The 19860-nt window shown below is 49.1% G+C and carries 18 protein-coding genes; 4 read left to right on the forward strand and 14 right to left on the reverse strand.

Annotated features, from left to right (window positions below; all coding sequences use genetic code 11):
- Positions 1-104 precede the first annotated feature (104 nt).
- From ACR9Y8_RS04870 to ACR9Y8_RS04890, 5 genes are all read right to left on the reverse strand, one after another.
- The gene (locus tag ACR9Y8_RS04870; RefSeq protein ID WP_481212111.1) at positions 105-1238 is read right to left on the reverse strand and encodes an efflux RND transporter periplasmic adaptor subunit; all 1134 of its coding nucleotides are present in this window, start codon (positions 1236-1238) and stop codon (positions 105-107) included.
- Between the two features lie 53 nt (positions 1239-1291).
- On the reverse strand, positions 1292-4531 hold the full coding sequence (locus tag ACR9Y8_RS04875; RefSeq protein WP_481212112.1) for an efflux RND transporter permease subunit: 3240 nt from the start codon (positions 4529-4531) through the stop codon (positions 1292-1294).
- A gap of 30 nt (positions 4532-4561) precedes the next feature.
- Entirely contained in the window at positions 4562-5875 is a 1314-nt protein-coding gene (locus ACR9Y8_RS04880) for a TolC family protein (protein WP_481212113.1), read from the reverse strand.
- Positions 5876-6153: 278 nt separating this feature from the next.
- Positions 6154-7467 (reverse strand): PorY family sensor histidine kinase, encoded by a 1314-nt coding sequence (porY, locus tag ACR9Y8_RS04885; RefSeq protein WP_481212114.1) that lies wholly within the window; start codon positions 7465-7467, stop codon positions 6154-6156.
- The gene (locus ACR9Y8_RS04890) at positions 7464-8147 is read right to left on the reverse strand and encodes a response regulator transcription factor (RefSeq protein ID WP_481212115.1); all 684 of its coding nucleotides are present in this window, start codon (positions 8145-8147) and stop codon (positions 7464-7466) included. Before ACR9Y8_RS04890 ends, porY begins: the two co-directional genes overlap by 4 nt.
- A 308-nt stretch (positions 8148-8455) precedes the next feature.
- On the opposite strand from ACR9Y8_RS04890, the gene ACR9Y8_RS04895 reads away from it, so the two are divergent.
- On the forward strand, positions 8456-8947 hold the full coding sequence (locus ACR9Y8_RS04895; RefSeq protein WP_481212116.1) for a hypothetical protein: 492 nt from the start codon (positions 8456-8458) through the stop codon (positions 8945-8947).
- 48 nt (positions 8948-8995) lie between these two features.
- Here ACR9Y8_RS04895 and ACR9Y8_RS04900 read toward each other — a convergent pair whose 3' ends face one another.
- Together ACR9Y8_RS04900 and ACR9Y8_RS04905 are read right to left on the reverse strand one after the other, a co-directional pair.
- Positions 8996-9169, reverse strand: a complete 174-nt coding sequence (locus ACR9Y8_RS04900; RefSeq protein ID WP_481212117.1) for a hypothetical protein — start codon at positions 9167-9169, stop codon at positions 8996-8998.
- Positions 9170-9316: 147 nt separating this feature from the next.
- Positions 9317-10090 (reverse strand): helix-turn-helix domain-containing protein, encoded by a 774-nt coding sequence (locus tag ACR9Y8_RS04905; protein ID WP_481212118.1) that lies wholly within the window; start codon positions 10088-10090, stop codon positions 9317-9319.
- A 102-nt stretch (positions 10091-10192) separates the two neighbouring features.
- Between ACR9Y8_RS04905 and ACR9Y8_RS04910 the strand changes: the two genes are divergently transcribed.
- Together ACR9Y8_RS04910 and ACR9Y8_RS04915 are read left to right on the forward strand one after the other, a co-directional pair.
- The gene (locus ACR9Y8_RS04910; protein ID WP_481212119.1) at positions 10193-10537 is read left to right on the forward strand and encodes an ArsR/SmtB family transcription factor; all 345 of its coding nucleotides are present in this window, start codon (positions 10193-10195) and stop codon (positions 10535-10537) included.
- Positions 10521-11030, forward strand: coding sequence for an SRPBCC family protein (locus ACR9Y8_RS04915; RefSeq protein ID WP_481212120.1), 510 nt, complete (start codon positions 10521-10523; stop codon positions 11028-11030). Before ACR9Y8_RS04910 ends, ACR9Y8_RS04915 begins: the two co-directional genes overlap by 17 nt.
- A 29-nt stretch (positions 11031-11059) precedes the next feature.
- Here ACR9Y8_RS04915 and ACR9Y8_RS04920 read toward each other — a convergent pair whose 3' ends face one another.
- Positions 11060-11602 (reverse strand): DUF4199 domain-containing protein, encoded by a 543-nt coding sequence (locus tag ACR9Y8_RS04920; RefSeq protein ID WP_481212121.1) that lies wholly within the window; start codon positions 11600-11602, stop codon positions 11060-11062.
- 121 nt (positions 11603-11723) lie between these two features.
- Positions 11724-12197, reverse strand: a complete 474-nt coding sequence (locus ACR9Y8_RS04925) for a response regulator transcription factor (RefSeq protein WP_481212122.1) — start codon at positions 12195-12197, stop codon at positions 11724-11726.
- 47 nt (positions 12198-12244) lie between these two features.
- On the opposite strand from ACR9Y8_RS04925, the gene ACR9Y8_RS04930 reads away from it, so the two are divergent.
- The gene (locus ACR9Y8_RS04930) at positions 12245-13165 is read left to right on the forward strand and encodes a ThuA domain-containing protein (RefSeq protein WP_481212123.1); all 921 of its coding nucleotides are present in this window, start codon (positions 12245-12247) and stop codon (positions 13163-13165) included.
- 180 nt (positions 13166-13345) lie between these two features.
- On the opposite strand, the gene ACR9Y8_RS04935 is transcribed toward ACR9Y8_RS04930, so the two are convergent.
- From ACR9Y8_RS04935 to ACR9Y8_RS04955, 5 genes are all read right to left on the reverse strand, one after another.
- Positions 13346-13963: a hypothetical protein gene (locus ACR9Y8_RS04935; protein WP_481212124.1), complete on the reverse strand. Its 618-nt coding sequence runs from the start codon at positions 13961-13963 to the stop codon at positions 13346-13348.
- Between the two features lie 110 nt (positions 13964-14073).
- Positions 14074-14709, reverse strand: a complete 636-nt coding sequence (locus tag ACR9Y8_RS04940; RefSeq protein WP_481212125.1) for a hypothetical protein — start codon at positions 14707-14709, stop codon at positions 14074-14076.
- Between the two features lie 89 nt (positions 14710-14798).
- Positions 14799-18227, reverse strand: coding sequence for a DEAD/DEAH box helicase (locus ACR9Y8_RS04945; RefSeq protein ID WP_481212126.1), 3429 nt, complete (start codon positions 18225-18227; stop codon positions 14799-14801).
- Between the two features lie 41 nt (positions 18228-18268).
- A complete protein-coding gene (locus tag ACR9Y8_RS04950) occupies positions 18269-19006 on the reverse strand; it encodes a hypothetical protein (RefSeq protein ID WP_481212127.1) in 738 nt (245 codons plus the stop codon).
- Between the two features lie 18 nt (positions 19007-19024).
- Positions 19025-19813 carry a DUF3108 domain-containing protein gene (locus ACR9Y8_RS04955; RefSeq protein ID WP_481212128.1) on the reverse strand — a complete coding sequence of 263 codons (789 nt, stop codon included), beginning with the start codon at positions 19811-19813 and terminating at the stop codon, positions 19025-19027.
- Positions 19814-19860: the final 47 nt, after the last annotated feature.

Here is a 19860-nt window from a genome sequence, read left to right on the forward strand (position 1 = left end):
TTTGCAGTACTTAATCTACCGGGTAAGGCACTTCTGAAAATGTTGCTAAACGCAAAAGGCCGCCACCTGTCCGGTAACGGCCTTTCCCCTGCGAGGCGCTGAAACTATTTCTTCCCTGCTGTAACCATTGTCAGCTGTTTCACATCCGAACTATCCCTGATCTCCTCACTGGCTGTTTTGACCAACACATCATTCAGCGCCAGGTCCCCAAATACTTCCACTTTGCCATCCACGATACGGCCTGTTTTCACAGGAACCCATATCGCTTTGTTGTTGACCACTTTTATGATATACACCCCCTGGGTGGAATTCAGCACTGCCTTGGAAGGCACTACAAAGGTGCCATCCGCATTGGTTAAGGGGATAGACACTTCCGCCACCATACCAGGCAACAGTTTTACATCATTGTTCACTACGTCCATCTCAATGCTCTGCGCACGCAGGCGTTCATCCAGCGCGCCGGATAACCTGGTCACTTTTGCCTTGAACACCTGGCTGGGCAGGGATTTCACCGTAAAATCCACTTCACTGTTATTTCCCAGGTAACTCACATATGCTTCCGGTACACTTACTATGAGACGCAGCTTCTTCTGCTCCTGCAGTGTGAATATCGGCAGACTGGATCCCGCACCAGCAGGACCTACATAGGCGCCTGCGCTTACATTCCTGCGGCTGATCACTCCATTGAAAGGCGCGCGGATCTCCAGGTAATTGCGGTTATCGCCTACTTCATGGTAGGATGCGCGGGCTGCATCCAACTGCGCCAGGTCTGATTTCTGCTTGGCAAAAGCGATGTCCAGGTCGTTCTGCGATACGGTACCAGGCGTTTTGCTGGTTTCCAGTAAACGATCGTAAGTGGCCTTGCTGGATAAATAAATGGCCTCCTGTGATTTCAGCCGTGACTCAGCGCCAGACAGCTGTGAATTGATCTCAGGCGCTTCCATGGTTACCAGTAACTGCCCGGCATGCACTTCACTGCCCACATCTACATACAGCTTCTTTACAAAGCTGCTTACCTTGGCGTAGAGGTCTACCCGCTGAAAAGCCTGCAGCTCACCCGGGATCTTTATAGAAGAGGATAATTGTTCTTTCTGCAATGAAAATGCTTCCAGTGCAGGCGCGGCAGCCTCCTTGTGTGCATCTTCGCTCTTTGCCTCTGAAGAACCGCAAGCCTGCAATAGGAGCGCAAAGGCGATCACCGGTAAAAGTATAATAACACTTTTAGATACTGGTTTCATAAAATGAGTTTTATTTCCTGTTGTATTTCTTTTCATAATTCAATAACACCTGTTTACGCCTTTGAAGGAACATAATGTACGCTCTCTTCATCTTCCGGATCCAGCGATACGCTCTGGGTAGTCGTCCTGCCCTGCCCCCATGCAAAGGCCAGCGGTAAAATGAACAATGCAGCAAATGTGGAGGCTACCAGTCCGCCGATCACGGCACGGCCCAGCGGTGACGACTGATCGCCTGTTTCACCCAGGCCGCTGGCCATCGGTATCATCCCTACCACCATGGCCAACGCCGTCATCACGATCGGGCGTAAGCGCAGGGCCGCTGCTTCTTTGGCTGCCAGCATCGCATTACCATTGTGCCTGCGTATCTGCTCGGCATTGGTGATCAGCAGCACCGCATTGGAGATAGACACACCTACCGACATGATCATACCCATATAAGACTGCAGGTTCAGCGTAGAACCAGCCAGCATCAGCAGCGCCAGGGAACCTAACAATACCGCCGGTACAGTGGCCAGTACGATAGCAGACACTTTGAACGACTGGAAGTTGGCCGCCAGCATCAGGAAGATCACTACCACCGCCACCAGCAGACCACCTTGCAGGCTGTCCAACGTGTCAGTGAGCGTGTCGCTCAGGCCAATCTGTTCTACCGTCAAACCACGCGGCAGTTCACCCAGTGAGTTGATGGCCTGCTGCACGGCTTTGGAAGCATCTCCCAGGTCTTTATTATTCAGGTTAGCGGTGACCGTCAGGATCGGCAATGCGCCCAGGTCATCATTCTCTCCATAGGTCACATCCGGTGTAATAGAAGCCACATCACTGAGGATAGGACGAGCCGTATTTCTCAGCAGCGGGATCTCGCCTATATCATTCTGGCTGGTGATCTGGTTTTCGGGCACCTGTACCTGTACGTTGTAGCTGAGGCCCGCACGCTCATCCACCCATATATTCTTTTCTGTAAGCCTGGAAGAAGAAGTACTGGCAATGAGCGAACGGGTAATGTCGCCCATATCCACACCCAATTGCGCTGCCCGTACCCTGTCTATATTGATGTTCAGTGCCGGGTAGTTAATAGACTGGCCCAGCTGCACATCCCGCAGGTAAGGTATCTGCTTCAGCTTCTCCACCATCTTCTTCGCATACTGTTCGTTGATCTTCTTGTTCCTTCCTGCGAACCTTACCTCGATCGGTGTAGGCGACCCCTGGCTGAGGATTTTGTCAGTCAGCTCGATCGGCTCAAAGGAGAGCTGCATATCGCGATCGATCTGCCCGGCGCGTTCCCTGATCTTATCTTTCAATTCATCCAGGTTCACGTGATAGCCCTCTTTTACGGCTACCTGCAACACTGCCTCGTGCGGGCCTGCCATCCACAGGAAGATAGGCGCGGTAGAAAACAGCTGCGGGTGCAATCCCACAAACGCAGAGGTGATGGAGACGTTGTCTTTCCCTATAATATCATTTACTGCATTGATCAGTTGTATAGTTTTCTTTTCTGTTTCCTCGATCCGCGTACCATCCGGCTCCCGTAAACGCAGCTGGAACTGGCTGCCATTTACTTTAGGCAATACGTCGCGGCCAATGCTGTTGATCAGCAGGAAAGCCAGGCCGGAGATGATCAGCAGATAAGCTACCACAATAGGTTTGCGGTAAGGCATGATCCTGTCTATAAAGCGCAGGTAACGCAGCCGCAATCTTTCAAAGCGGCTCAGCTTTCCGTCACGGTTGCTGTCTTCTCTTTCTACCAGCGCTTTCTTCTGGTCCCAGGTATCTGCCTCCCGCACTTCAGGAATTGCTTTATCTTCCTGGCCTTTATGATGTTTCACTTTCATGATCCAGTTAGCCATCACCGGCACAAAGGTCTGCGCCAGGAAATAGGAAACGATCATGCTGAAACCAATCGCCAGCGCCAATGGCAGGAACAATGAACCGGGGATGCCGCCCATGGTGAAGGCAGGTGCAAACACGGCGAGGATACAGAAGAGGATCAGCAGTTTCGGGAAAGCGATCTCCTTACATGCGTCCCAGATCGCCAATGCCTTACTTTTGCCCAGATCCAGGTGTTGATGTATATTCTCTATCGTCACCGTACTTTCATCTACCAGGATACCGATAGCCAGTGCAAGGCCGCTCAGTGTCATGATATTGATAGTTTGCCCGAACAGGCTCAGGAACAATACACCGGAGATAATAGAGGTAGGAATAGTAAGGATCACGATCAGTGCTCCCCGCGGGTCTCCCAGGAACAGCAACACCATCAGACCGGTAAGTATGGCGCCGATAACCCCTTCACTTAACAGGCTTTTTACGGAATTGATCACATAAGTAGACTGGTCAAATTCGTAGCTCAGCTTCACATCATCGGGCAACTGTGCCTGTATCCTGGGCAGCGCCTTTTTCAGGTTTTGTACTACTTCCCAGGTAGAAGCATCTGCTGCTTTTGCAATGTCTATATATACCGAACGTTTTCCGTTGATCAGTGCATAGCTGGTGCTTACATCCGCGCCGTCTTCAACGGTGGCCACATCACGCAGGTAAAGGTTTTGCACACCGTTCTTGAAGAGGGGAATATTCTCAAAATCCTTTACCTGCTTGATAGTGGCGTTAGCAGGTGTGATGTAGTTCTTATCGCCGATACGCACATTACCGGATGGCGCCGTCTGGTTATTGAGACGTAAGGCCTCTACCAGCTGATCGGGCGTCATATTATGTGAGCGTAAGAGCTCAGGGTCGGCCTTGATCACCACGGTACGGATATTACCACCAAAAGGCGTTGAACCTACCAACCCGGGAATGGAGGTAAAGGAGGAACGCACGTACACGTTGGCCAGGTCCAGCAATTCATTATTGCTGCGTTTTTCACTGCTCAATACCAGCTGGCCTACCGGCAGCGTGGAAGCGTCAAAACGGATGATGAAGGGCGGGTTAGAGCCCGGCGGGAAGATGGCCTGTATACGATTGGAAAATGCGCTCACTTCTGCGGCCGCCTGCGCCATGTTGGTACCGGGATAAAAGTTGATCTTGATCAGCGTTAAGCCCTGTATGTTCTTTGTCTCAATGCTCTTCACCCCGTTCACGTACAACAATATGTTGATATACTGCTTACCGAAAAAAGATTCCATCTGGGTGGAGGTGTATCCGCCAAACGGGTGGGAAAGATAAATCACCGGCATGTCCAGCTTTGGAAAGATGTCGATCTTGATAGAGGTGACAGCTTTGATCCCAAAGAAGAACAATCCGGCCACTATTACCAGGATGGTAATAGGCTTACGAAGTGCGAAACGGATAAGGTTCATAATGTCTGTATATAATGATCAATTCCACGATTAAAGTTCCTTTTCAAACAGGTTGAAATCACCTGTTGCCGAAGCTTTCAGCAGCAATGCCTGCCATACGTTGTTATAAGCAATGTCGCGATCTGTTTCTGCGCGTACCAATGCATACAGCGCCTGTGTAACATCTACAAGATTAGTGAGACCGTTACGGTAGAGCACAGATTTCTGCAGGTAAGCATCAGAAGCAGCTTTCACCTGCACCGGCGCTTCATAGTAGTTATTAAGCGCGTTTGCTATCTTGGTTTCAGACAATTGATACTGCGCCTTCAGCTGCTGGCTGGCCAGCTCATACTCTGCTTCCAGCCCTTTACTGACAAGCTTTTGCGACTTCACTTGTTGCGAAATACGGAAGGGCTGCGCCAGGTTCCAGGTTACGCCAACACCGATCAGGTAGTTGGTGCGGGTGGGCTTCACGCCATCCCAATAATTGGTAGTATAAGCATGCTGATCCTGGTTATAGGCGGCATTAAATCCCGATCCTCTTGTTTGCAGTACGCCTACTAATGAGAATACCGGGTAATTGAAGGTCTTGTAATATTTAGCCTGTTCATCGCTGACAGCAATGCGACTTTTATACCATTGCAGCAAAGGGTGATCATTTAAAGCAGCTGAATCTCCCAGCATGGAAGGAAGGCGGGAAATAAACACCGTATCCAGGGTAAACTCCTGTACGGGCACTGCCATCAGCTGTGCCAGCTGGTTAGCTGCAGATTGCTCAAAATCCAGTGCCCTTGTCAGCGCGATCCTTGCACTGGATACTTCTGCATTTGCCTGTGCAGAATCTACACCGGCATTCAATCCGTTCTTCACACGGGTCACTACCACACGGCGGAAAGTATCTGCGCGGTTCAGGTTCTTTTGATAGGACTGTGTCAGCTTTTGCGCGGCCAGCAGGTTAAGATAAGCGGCTGCTACCTTTACTTCCTGTTGAAAAATTTCTTGTTGCCAGTCTTTGCTGTCCCTGGTAGCAACCGCTTGCGCTGTTTTGATCTTTTCTTTGGCTCTGCCAAAAGCAAAGAAGTCCCAGTTTATATTGGTCAAATAAAGTGCTCCGAATGCGGCGTTCCAGTTCTGGTCTGGTAAAGCCAGGCCTGAAGAGGAAACACCCAATCCGCCAAAACCGTATAAGGGGCCGTTCTGGCCGTTCACCGTACCGTAGTCCTGTTGGGCGGATAAGTTGAAATTAGGCAGGTAATCACGTTTAGCCTGTACCGCGCTTGCTTTTGAAGCATCTGCATAGTTTGATTTGGCTTTAATGGTACCGTAATTATTCACCGCTGTACGGATGGCATCCTTCAGCGTCAATGTTTCTTGTGCGTTTGTTATTGGTGTGTTTGCAAAAAGTAATCCCAGAAAAATCAACCAATTTTTTATCTCATACATGAAAGAAAGATTTTGCAGCATGATCACTAAAGAAGTGTTTCCGGCTACAAAATGACTATAGGAATTTGAAGTAATCTTGAAGTAGCGTGACTATTTTAAAAAATAGTGATGGAGTAATGATACAAACACAAAGGCCTGGCACATTACGCGCCAGGCCTTACAGGATTGATTCTCAACTGCCGGTTCCGTATATAATATTATCAAGCCAGCACCGCTGCTTCTACATTATCATGTGATATTTTTGCACCTTCATTTTGTGATGCTGGTACAAATTCTATCTGTATCACATGCAGCTGGTTCTTATAATTGTAAGAGATAGAAAAGCCGCACACCTCACAGATCTGTTTCACGATAGCCAGGCCAAGCCCCACGCTATCACTGCTTTGATTGCTTTTCTTAAAGCGCTGGAAAAGCTCTTCTGTAGGCATTTCCGGCGGCAGCCCGGTGTTCCTGATCACAAGCCGCTTATGCGTCAGGGTGAGCTCAATTTTGCCATCCTGTACGTTATGGCGGATGGCGTTGCCCACCAGGTTATTGACCAGCATATCTGCCAATGCAGGATGTATTTTCAGGTAGATGCTCTTGTCAATATCTGTTGTTACGGTAAGATGCTTCATCTCTATCCTGTCTTCATAAGCCGCCAGGATGTCCTTGGTAATTTTGCAGAAGCGGATATTCTCTGAAACCGCATACTCATTATTTTCCAGCTTGGTGAGCAGTACCAGCGAACGGTTGATCTTAGACAATTTCTCAATGGCATTTTGCATGTCGCCGATCAGCTCCGCCTGGTCTTCTTCAATATTTGTTTCGCTCAGCAGCTCCAGTTTATTGCGCAGTACAGCCAGTGGTGTTTGGAGCTCATGAGACGCATTCTCGCTGAACTCTTTTACAGACACATATTCATCTACTGCTTTATCCGTCATTTTCTGCAGGAAAGAATTCAACTCTTTAAACTCGCGGGTGCGGCTGCGGGGAAATTCCACTTTTTCTTTTACGTTGAAGTGCTGTATGGTCTTCATGGTTTGCCGCAAAGAAGAGAGTATTTTCTGAGACACCATCCGGGCGGTTACACACACGCAAAGGATGATGAGCAGCAGTTTCCACACAACAGTGTCCATGATGGCATTCCGGATCTGCCTGCCGCTGGGTATATAATTGGATGAGGAAATACGGTAGTTCGTGTTGCCCACAGCTACATAGGAGTTAACGGTGAGCAGGCTTAACATCCCGGTACTATTGCCGTTGCGGATGTCTGTTTTCGAGATCTTCATCCGCTCTTCGGGCAAGGCGGTAGTTAAAGGGTTCACCAAAGTGGAGGTCCCATCCACCTGCTGATCGCGCCACTGCCCGGCTGCCAGGCGCTTCGCGGCGATATCGTTCAGCTCCTTCAGGCGCGTTATCTCCGATTCATCTATTTTCCTTTCCAGGTTATAATAGCAGATATAGGCGGTAACGGGCGTCAACAGCACAACAATGCCGATAAACCACAAGGATAATTTGTCAACCAGCTTCATACATTAGAAGAATTAAATTTATAGCCTAAGCCATAAACGGTATCAATATAGTCTGCTCCATTCGCTGCACTGATCTTCTTGCGCAGGTTCTTAATATGCTGATATACAAAGTCAAAATTAGCTAAATTATCGGTATAATCGCCCCACAGGTGGGTGGCGATGGACTGCCGGGATAGCACGCGGTTCTTGTTGACGATCAGGTACAGCAGGAGGTCGAACTCCTTGCGCGTGATATCCAGTGTAATTTCATTCACTTTTGCTTCCAGCGTATCTGTATTCAGCGTGATCTCGTTAAAGGAAATGATATTGCTGCCTGCCAGCTTTTTGCGGCGGTACACGGCGCGCAGCCTGGCATGCAGCTCGGGCAGGTGGAAAGGTTTGGTGATATAATCATCTGCACCACCTTCCAGGCCCAGGATCTTGTCGTCCATGGCGTCTTTTGCCGAAATGATCAGGATCCCGCTCTGGATCTTCTGCGCCCTGATAAATTTGAGCAATACCAGTCCGTTTCCATCGGGAAGCATAATGTCCAGCAGGACGCAGTCATAGGTATATAACAACAGCTTTTCCTGCGCTTCATCAAAACTATAAGCCAATTCACAGATATATCCTTCCCTGGCTAAAAAATCATGAACGCTGCCAGCGATCTCCTTGCTATCTTCTACCACTAGTACTTTCATACAGGAACAAAGTTATTGCTGAATTTTGAGACAATTTTGAAGTTGGAATACAAAAAGGAGGGAACTGTCAGGCTACTGTCATCTGTATAAGTTTGAGGTTTGAGGTTTGAAGTTTGAAGTTCGTTGAATGTGAGAGGTTCAAGGCAGGCCGCCCTACTAAATAAAACCTTTAACCTCTAACGAACCTCAAACCTCAAACTTCAAACCTCAGACCTGAGACCTGAAACTTATATCTTTTTGTTAATGTATTAAGCGGTTAGTTATGAATTATTTCCCTTAATTTGCGGCCCTCAAACGATTTTGCAAACATGAGAAACCGATTTATGACCCTGGCAGCCCTGCTGTCATTTTTCACTTTCGCAGCCTGTAAGAACACCCAGCAGGCCAGCGGCGCTGCTACCACTACCGGAGAAGGCCTGGTAACCGAAATGTCTGTACCCGCTACTGTAAAAACTGGCAATCCTGTCATGTTAAAATTTACGGTATATAACAAATCGGGCAAGGAGCTGCAGTTCTGTAAATGGCATACCCCCTTTGAAGGATTTATGTCTTCTTTCCTGGATATACAAAGCAGCAACAATACGGAAGTATTATACAGGGGAGTAATGGCTAAAAGGATCATGCCTCCTCCTGCTGAGGCGTATATCAAGGTACCGGCTGGTAAAAGCGTATCTGTGGATATTGATCTGCTGAAAGGCTATAATCTCTCCGCTCCGGCAACCTACAAAGCAGCTTACCAGGCCAGCGGCATGAGCGGTTTGGAGAAAGTGAATGAAGTGACCTTTACGGTAACAGAATAAGCTGATATTATTCGGGCTATTAAAGGACCTGCGCTACCGCACCAGCGGTCAGAGCTGGTCCTTTTTCCTTTCCTGCTCCCGCTTCTCCTCCGCTATTCCAGCGTTATCTTCCGGTGTGATCAGCTCTTTCCTGTCCTTCCTGTTCCGCAGAACGAGGAATACGATCAGTAAAATGGCCAGCATGACCACCAGGATGCCTAGGATGGTACTACCAGATAGCATACAATAGTTTCCGCTATTACCTTGCCAAATATGTAGATTATGCGGTTAAGAATTTTTTCCACTCCACTCCATCAATACATCAGCCACTCCCCAGGCAATGAATACTACCTGTTGATCAAATGTTCCCTGGTGAAAAACCATCAGTCTTTACCAGTACTCCGCATCCCTGAAAAAGTCTTGCGGGGTCTTACCCGTGAACGCTTTAAAATCTTTGATAAAATGCGCCTGGTCAAAATAACCGGCAGAGAGCGCGGCATCCGTCAGGTTTTTTGTCTGCGAATACCCGTCGATCAGGTGTTTGATCCTTACAATAGAGGAGAATTGCTTGGGAGATGCGCCCGCCTGCCGCCTGAACCGCTTCTCAAAAGCGTCCTGGCTAATATACAAACTGCCGGCAAGATCTTTCATTCGTATAGTCCCCCGCGTGAGTTGTATTGTTTGTATGGCATGCTGCACCAGCTGATCAGGTGCAGGAGATTTTATCTTTGACAGCATCCATTTTTCAGCAATACGGATGCGCTGCAGATCATTGTCCGCCTCCGCCAGCTGCTCTTCTATCGCAGCTACCTCGCTGCCTTTCATCAGCGTATCGAGCGACAGGCTGATATCAGACAGCTCATGCAGCGGTTCCCTGAAAAACGCAGCAGCACCCGCCTCGTGAAAGATGATCAGCAGGTTGGCAGTACCCCGTGCATATTCCATTGAGCGCGCAGACCGCCTGATACCGGAGATCACCGAAGGAGCCATTACATATTGCTGCCCGTCTATCCTGGCGGTTACAGCTCCCCTGAAACGAAAAGCGATCACCAGCGCAGTGTCTGGTAATATATTGTTCACCATACCATCCGCGCTTTCAATGATCATGAAAGTTTTGATGAAAGGTTTCAACACATCCTTCGGAAAATACCGCTCGATTTTCATTGCTTCCAAAGGTAAACGATTCGTGCTATTTAACCACCGCCTGAAAATAAATTTGTAACCAAATGGTTTTATTACATACTTTTGTAACCAAATAGTTACAAGATGTATATCCGGAGAGATGTGTTCCAGGCTATAGCCGATCCTCAACGCAGGGCTATTATAGACCTGCTGGCCCGTCAGCAGCTTACCCTTAATGGCGTGGCAGAACAATTTGATATCAGCAGGCCAGCCATCTCCAAACACATCAAGATCCTGGCAGAATGCGGATTGATCGTGATCCGTCAACAGGGCCGGGAACGCTTTTGTGAAGCCCGTCTTGACGGGTTGAATGAAGTAGCCGGCTGGGTAGGACAATACCAACAGCTATGGGCCGACCGCTTCGATACCCTCGATAATTTTCTTGGTGATTTACAATCAAAAAAGAAGAAATATGGAAAAAAGAAATGACCTTACCGGCGATGCCGCCGCTGGCCAGGTGCTCATTACCCGCGTGTTCAACGCACCGCGTAAACTGGTGTTCAAAGCCTGGACGGATCCCGAGTACCTGAAACACTGGTACGCACCCCCGGGCTGCACCATTGAATTCTACCATTTTGACCTGCGCCCCGGAGGTGGTTTCCTTTCGCTGCTCACCAATCCTGCCCATCATGATTGCCGCTGCAAAAGCACCTTCCTGGAGATAAAAGCGCCGGAAAAACTTGTGTACACCATCGCCTTTGCCGATGAACAGGGCAATCTCCTGACATCTGAGCAGGTAGGTGTGGATGCAGACTGGCCCTCCGAAACAGTGGTGACCGTTACCTTCGAAGAAACGGAGGGTAAAACGACAGTAACCCTCCATCAAACCGTAGCTGAATCCATCGCCAAACGCACCGGCGCACATCCAAGCTGGCTCCTGATGCTCGATAATCTTGATCAGCAACTCCTGGTAGTACAATAAAAGCATAGCCACCGGTAGTGGCTATGCTTTTACCGGGCAGGCGCTACTACCTCTCCTTTTGATTTCCGCCTTAAAATAGCGGCGCTGATAAGAGCGATCACAAGGCCCACCGGCAGTATTTCCAGGTAAGTGAACAAGATCATTACAACAGGGTTCTTATACATCTCGTTGTTCTTTGCCAGTTCTGCTGCCTTCTTTTGCAGCTCCTGCTGACTGGCCCCCGCGGCTTCCGCCTTGCGGAGCAAATGCGCAGTATACTTATCCATAAAATCAGGTACAAAGAAATAGTAGTCCACCAGCCACACCAGCACATACATCGTGGAAGCCACCAGGCAGATATATAAACCTATCCTAAAAGCCTTCCCGAAGGTGATGACCCCGTTATTGTACTTGTCCCTGAAATTTTTAACGCCTACAAAGATCATGGAGAAGGCCAGCAGCATACCGGCATACCCCAATACCATGCTGCCATCAAAATCCTCCCTTTTATAGCATTGAGAAACGGAATACAGCATCATGCAGGAAACAATGAAGCCTGCAATTAACCCGAATACAAGTACATTCTTTTTCATCCTTTTGCAATTTTAGTTTGGTTGATCTACCGCAAATTTGCGCGTTCCGTCCCATTTGCCGGTCATACTTTAGGATGATTTTTGGGATTACAGGCGCATTCCTACCAAAGTATGAAAACACTTAAGGTATGATACTCAGTCGCTTGGCTTTTTCTATAGCCTGCGTCCTGCGTTTTACATCCATTTTTATAAAGAGGTTCGAAGAATGGGTCTTGATCGTGTTCAGGGATACAAACAAACGGCCGGCGATCTCCTGGTTACTTAATCCTTCCGCCATTAATTGCAATACTTCCAGCTCCCGGCTGCTCAGTCCTAATTTGTTCAGCTCACCATGGTTCAGGGTAAATACCGGCGGACGGCTGACAGGTACTTCCTTCTCGACGATCACGGTCTTTATCTTTGGTTTGGCCAGCTTCAGCGCCAGCCAGATGCCCAATGCCGTGAAAATAAGCGCAATGGCGCCGATATAGATTTCGAAGGCGTGGTCGATAATAATAAACCGCAGCTCCAGCCATTTCAGCAGGAATAATAGCAACGCCAGGCTAGCCCCGTATAAGAGGATATGTTTGTTCCTTGTGAAAAACTTAAAAGCCATCACCAAAAATAAGATATTATCTTAGCCTCCATACCAAACCTATGAACATGCCCGGCAAAATATGCACCTTGCTGCTCACTGGCTTACTTAGCTTTTTCATGGCAGCTGCACAGCCAAAGCAACAAAAACAGATCAACGTGCTGATCGTAGACGGATTCAGCAATCACGACTGGCAACAGACCACCAAACTCGTAAAACAGATCCTGACGGCCACCGGTCGTTTTAACGTGGATGTCTCTACCACTCCCTCCACAGCTACCGCCCGCGAATGGAAAGACTGGGACCCTGATTTCGACAAGTACGATGTGATCATCCAGAACACCAATAATATCAAGGACAGCACCCTACGATGGCCCCGCAAGGTGGAACGCCACCTGGAAAAATATGTGCGCGACGGCGGCGGCTTATACATCCTGCATTCTGCCAACAATGCATTTCCCGACTGGACGGAATACAATAATATGATCGGCCTCGGTTGGCGCCCCGCCACCGCGGGTATTGCGCTGGAAATTGACGCGAAGAAACACATTATCCAAATCCCGCCCGGCAAAGGAGAAGGCACCAGCCATGGCGACCGCTTCGATGCCCTGATCCATGTGATTCACCGGCATCCTATCAACAAAGGTTTCCCCGAATACTGGAAAACCGCTTCCATGGAACTGTACCTTTACCCACGCGGCCCTGCTGAAAATATAACGGTATTATCTGCCGCTACAGACAGTATCGGCGGCAAAACCTGGCCCGTAGAATGGACCGTTGCCTACGGACAAGGCCGTGTTTATAATTCAAGCATGGGCCACCTGTGGAAAGGCGATACCTTTCCGCCCAGCTATCGTTGCGCCGGTTTCCAGACCACGTTGATAAGGGCAACAGAATGGCTGGCCACCGGGAAGGTCACCTACCCGGTACCTGCGGATTTTCCATCGGCCAATGGGGTAAGCCTTCGCCCGGCAGCCTCCATTCCATAGGCACAAAGTCTTATTTAGCGGTGTATACTTTCACCCAGTGTACATAGGTAGTACCTGTTTTAATTTTGGAAGGATCAAAATCGTCGCCGAAATACCGGGTGAATAAAAGAAAGGGCCTGAAAGCCGGAACGATCTTCGCCGTTCCAACTTTCAGGCCCTCAGGCAGGTAAAGTCTGCAGACTATTTTCTTTTCTTCAGTTTTACAACCTGGTCTGCCACGTTCACTGTCTTGCTGAGATAACCGTTTGCAGTTTCCTGGTTGCTCATGGCAATCCTGGTACGCAGCACCAATGTGTCGCCAGACCAGGAATATTTAGAACCGGAAGGTGTGCTGGCAACGCCTGTGCCCGAGCCGTCGGGGTTCTCAACGAAACCTTTCTCAAAATAAACTGAATCCGCTCCTACCAGCTTATAAGGCGCATGGCTGCTAAGTTTTGGCAGGTCAAATTTGAAAGGGATCTCCAGTTCAGATTCGAAAACGCCATCAGAATAAGACTTTGCATTCACTACTGTGTCAACAGAATAAATAAAATCCGTGTTTGTAAAGTTGGTAGCGTCCACTGTAACGGTCCCCCCGTTATTCTTGGTAACATAGTTACTGGTGGTGATCGTCATCTGGTCAATATCCGGGCCGGTAACAGTAACTGTACTTTGTGATGCTACGGTCATGCCAACAAAATCGTAAGTACCCTTTAGTGTGTCCGGATTGGTCTCGCCTGGCGCTGTTTCGTCTTTGCTGCAGGAATAAAGTACAGTACAAGCGGCAGCTAACAAAAGTGTAAATCTTGTGAATTTCATTAGTTTGGGTTTGGGTGGTGTTGTATAGGAATAAAGCCCGCAAGTTAAGCCTTTCCCAATCCAAACAGATAACATTAAAATACCATATTTAAATGTAAGATCTTCTCAGCCTATTTCCTTTTCTTCAGCTTTATAACCTGGTTTGCCATGGCCACAATCTCGTAGATATAACTATTTGTCATTCGTCCTTCACTTATGGCAAATCTGGTACGTAGGATCAATGTATCGCCAGACCAGGAGTATTTAAATCCTGAGGGACTGGCGGGAAATTCCAGGGAGGAACCATCCTTGTAGTCAATAAAACCGTTCTCAAAATAAATGGAATCCATACCTACCAGCTTATAAGGCGCCTGGCGGCTAAGGTTTGACGCGTGAAACCATAAACGGACATCTCCATCAGACTTGAGCACACCATCTGAATAAAACTTCTCGTGTACTAAGGTGTCAATAGTATACATAAGATCTGTGATCGTGAATGTACTTGTGTCCACGGTTACCGTACCACCATTCTCCTTGCTGATGTAATAGGCGGTAGTGATCCTCTTTTCGTCAACATCAACGGGATTGGCAATGCCATCTGTAGTGATAACTGTACTTTGCGAAGCCACTGTCATACCAGCAAAATCGTAAGTACCCTTGAGTTCCTTTGAATTGTCTCCCTCATCGGGCGGAGTGTCGTCTTTGCTACAGGAATAAAGAACAGTGGATGCCGCAGCTAACAACAGTGCAAACTTTTTGATGGTCATTTTTTGGGGGATTTAGTTTAAATATAGGTTGAATACCCTATAAGTTACTGCTTTTCCCGCCCCCCACCAATAACATTAAAATGCCATATTCATATATGGGGCATATACCCGCCACGTTCCCGTATAAACGCTATCAACTGCCGGTAAACAGGATTGCTGCACAACAGCGTTGGCTCTCCGGTAATAAGCAACTGCTTCCTGGCCCTGGTAATGGCCACATTCAGCTTACGATCTATCAGTTGCCCTTCATCCACGGTCTCATTGGCCAGCAGGTCCAGCTGGTAGCGCTGGTTCACACAGCATGAATAGATAATGATGTCACGTTGCGAGCCCTGGTAGCGCTCTACGGTATCAACAGTAATATCATTCAGTTCCGGGATCTGCAGCTGGTGGATGCTGCGTTTAATACAGGCGATCTGGTTCCGGTAGGGCGCTATCACACCTATGCAATCCTCTGGTGTAAAAGGCAGCCCGTTCAGGCGGTACAGGCTATACAGCTGCTGTAACAGCAGGGCAACAATGCCCGCCTCGCAGGAATTGCTTTTGGGATGCTTGTCGTCCGTTTGTTTCTCCGAAGGGATGAACAGCAGCCGTTTGGTAGCCAGCGCCTGTTGCAATGGCTGGGCGGGATCAAAGCGGGCAAACTCAATATCGCCCGACTGATGCGGCAGCGGAACGGCCTGCAGCTGACCATTGTAAAAAGCCATATTGGGAAACAAGGCGATTTCCGGGTGCATACGCCCCTGCTTCCGCAACATGCCCCACACAGGCGATTGCGCATCATCTTTATGCAGCTGGTACAAGCGCTCGAATAGTGATCGCCGCCTGTCGGTAAGGCCCATCGCATGTAATGCAGGGTCCTCCACCCGCGAGTCCCGCTCCCGCTGTAATACCACGGCAGGTAACTGTTTATGATCGCCTATGAGGATGAACCTGCCGATAGCGTTACGTCCGGCTGTATCGCGGGCAGAGAGGATGCCCAGCAAATGCGGCTCCAGAATCTGTGAGGCTTCGTCAATGATGGCCACATCAAAACGTTTCAGGCGGAACAATTCCATCTTGCCGGATATAGCCGCCACCGTGCCCACAAATATGCGATGCTCCTGTATTTTCGTTCTCACCTGCGTCCTGTTATCACAAGCGGAAATAACGTTCTCCAATAAACGCTCCCGGTACGCCGGCTCGCAGGAAAGTGAAGGCCCGATCCGTATATAAGCCGGACCGCCTTCAATACTATGCAGCGCTTTGCAGATCTCATCTACGGCACGGTTAGTATACGACAGCAGCAGGATATTGCAGGCCGGATCAGCCGCAAAGGCCTCCACCATGCTTTTCAGGGCTACGGAGGTTTTGCCTGTTCCCGGCGGACCTAATAACAGGAAATAATCCCTGGCCTGCTTTGCTTTCAGCACAATCTCCCTCACCTCATCAGGGCACTGCAAAGTAGCCGGTATACTTACATCCGCTTCCTGCTGCGGCTTGCGCTGGTGCAACAGCAATTCCTGCCGGTCATTGTTTGCCTGCAGAAAAGCATATAAGCCCCTGCACATAGCGGTATAGGAAGTATCCAGGAAATCGTGCTCTATCGCATATTTGCTGTCAGCCGGCAACACCGAAGGATTCCGCTGGCGATAGCGCAGCCGGATAGTCAGCTCATGCGGCGTCAGCGAAGCAATGGTTCCTTTGAAGATCTGCCTGTTGGTAACATTATCTTTCCTGCTGTTACGCTGGTAGAGGATCACAATATCCCCTTCCCTGAAATTGGGCATGAAGTCTTCTTCATAGGCAGGTATCTGTAGCCGGATAGATGGCGACTGCTGTGCGGCATGATTCTCCAGGATACTGAGATCCGGCAGTATCTCGCCCGATTCCAGCTTATCTTCGAGGGGCGACAGCCAAAGCGAAGAGATCCCTTTATTCGTATCGTAATTGGTATCCCCCGCCTTGGAGATATAATGCTCCCTGGTAACAAACGTATAGAAGCTGTGAAAATAAGCCAGCGCCAGGGGCGAAGCATCGGTAAAAGGCCGTTTAAAAGCGCTTATCTGCGGAATAATGAATTGCTCTACAAACCTGCTTTGTACCGCTTCTCCCTGTATCAGCACATCTGGCGATATACTGTCTATCAGCTGCCTGGACGCCTGCAGCGGCTGATCATTGGCAATACTCCGCTCCTGCGCCACGATCAGGTTACGGATGTTTAATATCTCCTTGATGGCCGCCATAAACGGCTGGGATAAACGCAGGTTGGCATTGCTGTCGGCATACCTGGAGTACAGGATAAAAGTATCCAGCTGCTTGAACGCTACTCCCAGCACTTTCTGTATTACGATCTGGTAGATGAAAGCCTGCGAGCGGTGGTTCTTTCCAATGAGTGTAGTATTCGTTTCTGGGTAGGGCGATTTCCCCGACTTCAGCTCTATCACGATCTGCCGCTTCCCGTCCGCTTCCAGCTGCAAATAATCCAGCCTTCCCTGTACGCCCAGGTGCTCGCAGATAAAGCTGGGCTCCAGTACGCCATTCTCCCGGTTGATTTGCTTAGCCGGGAACACCTCGTTCACCACCTGTTTGATATTGTTGAACTGCAGCCGCGCATCCTCAAAGAAGGCCCATTCATGTTCTTTGGCGCTGAAGTCTGCACAGGTGGCGAATTCAAAGGGTAAGGACTTAAACACCTGCTGCATGGTATCCTTGTACACCACCTGCTGATGCTCCTTTTCATTCACAAATTCATCCAGGAAAACGTTCGCCGCATTACCCAGCAAAATATGCCGCGAGTTCTTCGGCGCTTCCAGCTTGCTCTGTATATAATACAGCGGATGACTGCCGTATTCTTTCATACATTCTGCCAATGAGCTGATATCCACGAGGTAATCCGGTTCCAGGATGATCAGGTCCGGGTAGTAAATATTGTCTTCATCCACCACCACATCCAGCAGGTTGAGCTGGCAACCTTTCCATAGTACGGCAATGGTACTTCCGAAGGCTTCTTTTATCTCCGCTGTATGATGGCAGATCCTGATCGGCACATCCGCCGGTGTTTCTTCATCAAACGCGTATATATACTGCTGGTCGCTTGACAGCACCGTTACCCGGATCCGTTCATGCCGCAGATCCCTCCTGCGATGCCTGGGCTTATAAACATCCGTTTCCGGCAACAGCTCCTGCAGAGCTGCAGGAACAGGGATGTTATAAAAATGGCTGAGTACTTCGCAGATGGCTTTCAGGTCCTGCAGATAATCTTCGCCCGTAGGGTTAAAATCATTATGGAGCACGCTGTTGGCATGGATCCGGAAAGTATTGATGCGGTAGGTGGCCCTGGCGTTCAGCTTCGTTTGCTGACAAACATAGTTCAGCCGGGAGAACAGGTTGGAGAATTGCATATGCTCCCCGGCTGCCATGTGCTTGCACACCCGCTCGAGCAGCAAACGTAAACGGGTATACTTCTCCTTTAATGTATTATTCGCCTGATGATACTGCAGCAGCTCATCGAAGAAAACAGCCCCTGTAATGTCCATGTCAACAACAAATGAAGCAGCAAATATACAATCTTCAGTTGTTACGGATGACTGCGGAGCCATTGCTCCATATCTACCAGGGTAATACCTGGCTTGCGGCCCAGTTCTTCCCGCAGTACGTTACAATTCTCGATCCCGTTCAACACCAGGATCCGCTTACCGGGATGCTCCTTTGCCGCCTGCAAGGTGATCTTTACAATATGCTGCGTCCAGCGAATGCCGCATTCCACATCCACCGGTCCTGTCAGCCGGTCTTCGATCACCCTTTTCCCTGCCAGCGCCTGGTCAGTGATCCGGCTGTTCACATCAGCAGGTGTTTGCCAACCGGCTTTCAGCACCTCAAAGATGCTGAGCGTCATTTGTTCCACCGACCTGGCGGCCTCCGGCCGCTCCCGCTTAAATTGCTGACGTACGTCCTTTACCGCAGTCACGATCTCGGTAAACATCGGCTCCGGCGGCTCTGCCGCATAAACGGCATATTCTCCGCCATTGATAGCGGGGAAAATAGCGCCGGGATATTCTATCTTGGAAGGGAACACCTTTTGTTCCTGCAGCTCGGTGGGCGTCACATCCAGCACAAACACATCCGGTTTGATAGCCGCTATGATCTTCTTCAGCGTATCCAGGTCATACACCGGCGTGGTTTTGTGCCGGCTGTAAAGGGTAGCCAGCACATAAACCTCGCTCTTGTCCTTATCCGGCAAAAAGCTTACCGGCAGGGCGCTCATGAAAAATACAACACACAGGAATAGAATGGCGGGCATAGTGAGCTTTTTCATCGCGATAATATTGAAGTATTATAACTTAAATTTTTCAAGGACATCCGGTGTTAATCCCGGCAGTTTAATTTTATAACGGTACTTCCCGTCATACTCATCCTCTTCCTTGAGCAGCTCATGTCCTTTTTTGCTGATCCAGAAAATTTGCGAGTAGGCCTTACCGGTGGGATCTGTGCCTGTTGTCAGCAACTTCCAGCAATCCACTTCGCGGTTATCCAGTGTATGAAGCGTTTCGCTGCCGCTTACCTTGTACAGCACAAATCCAGGAGGCGATAAGCCTGCATCATAGAAACTGATCGCAAAGCTTTTACCTGCTGCCAGCGGCAGCATCTCAAAAGTTTCTATATCCAGGTGCCAGTTGAGGTTAGGCCGCTCAAATGCCAGCTCAAAACTCTGCTGCACATTTCCCTGGACAGTATCTGCACCGGCAATGCGGGCGCTGCCCCAGTTGTAAGCAGCCACCTTACCACCTCCATTGGAGGAATGGTACAGCGGCGCAAAATCTTTGGTGCTGTTGAGCGAGAGGAAAGTTTTATACCGGCTACTATCTGTTGTGTACCAGTGCTGGCTGATCACGAACACCTGCCGCCCGTTCTTTTGCTCAATGCGCACATCCCGCATCCAGTAAGAGAACTGCAGTACACGATTGGATTGCGGCCATTGATGATATACCAGGTATTGCCGCAGCCCCGGTTTCAACAAAGCCGTGTTTAAATGACCGGACCCGGGGTAGACGGTATCGGTCTGCGCATATAATGCTACCGTACAGCATAACTGTAAAAGGAGCAGTATTAAATATCTTTTCATCTGCATAGTTTGATGATCAGGGATATGTAAATTTCATCCTCCACCCG

Source organism: Chitinophaga sp. SVR4-12A, from assembly GCF_056754765.1.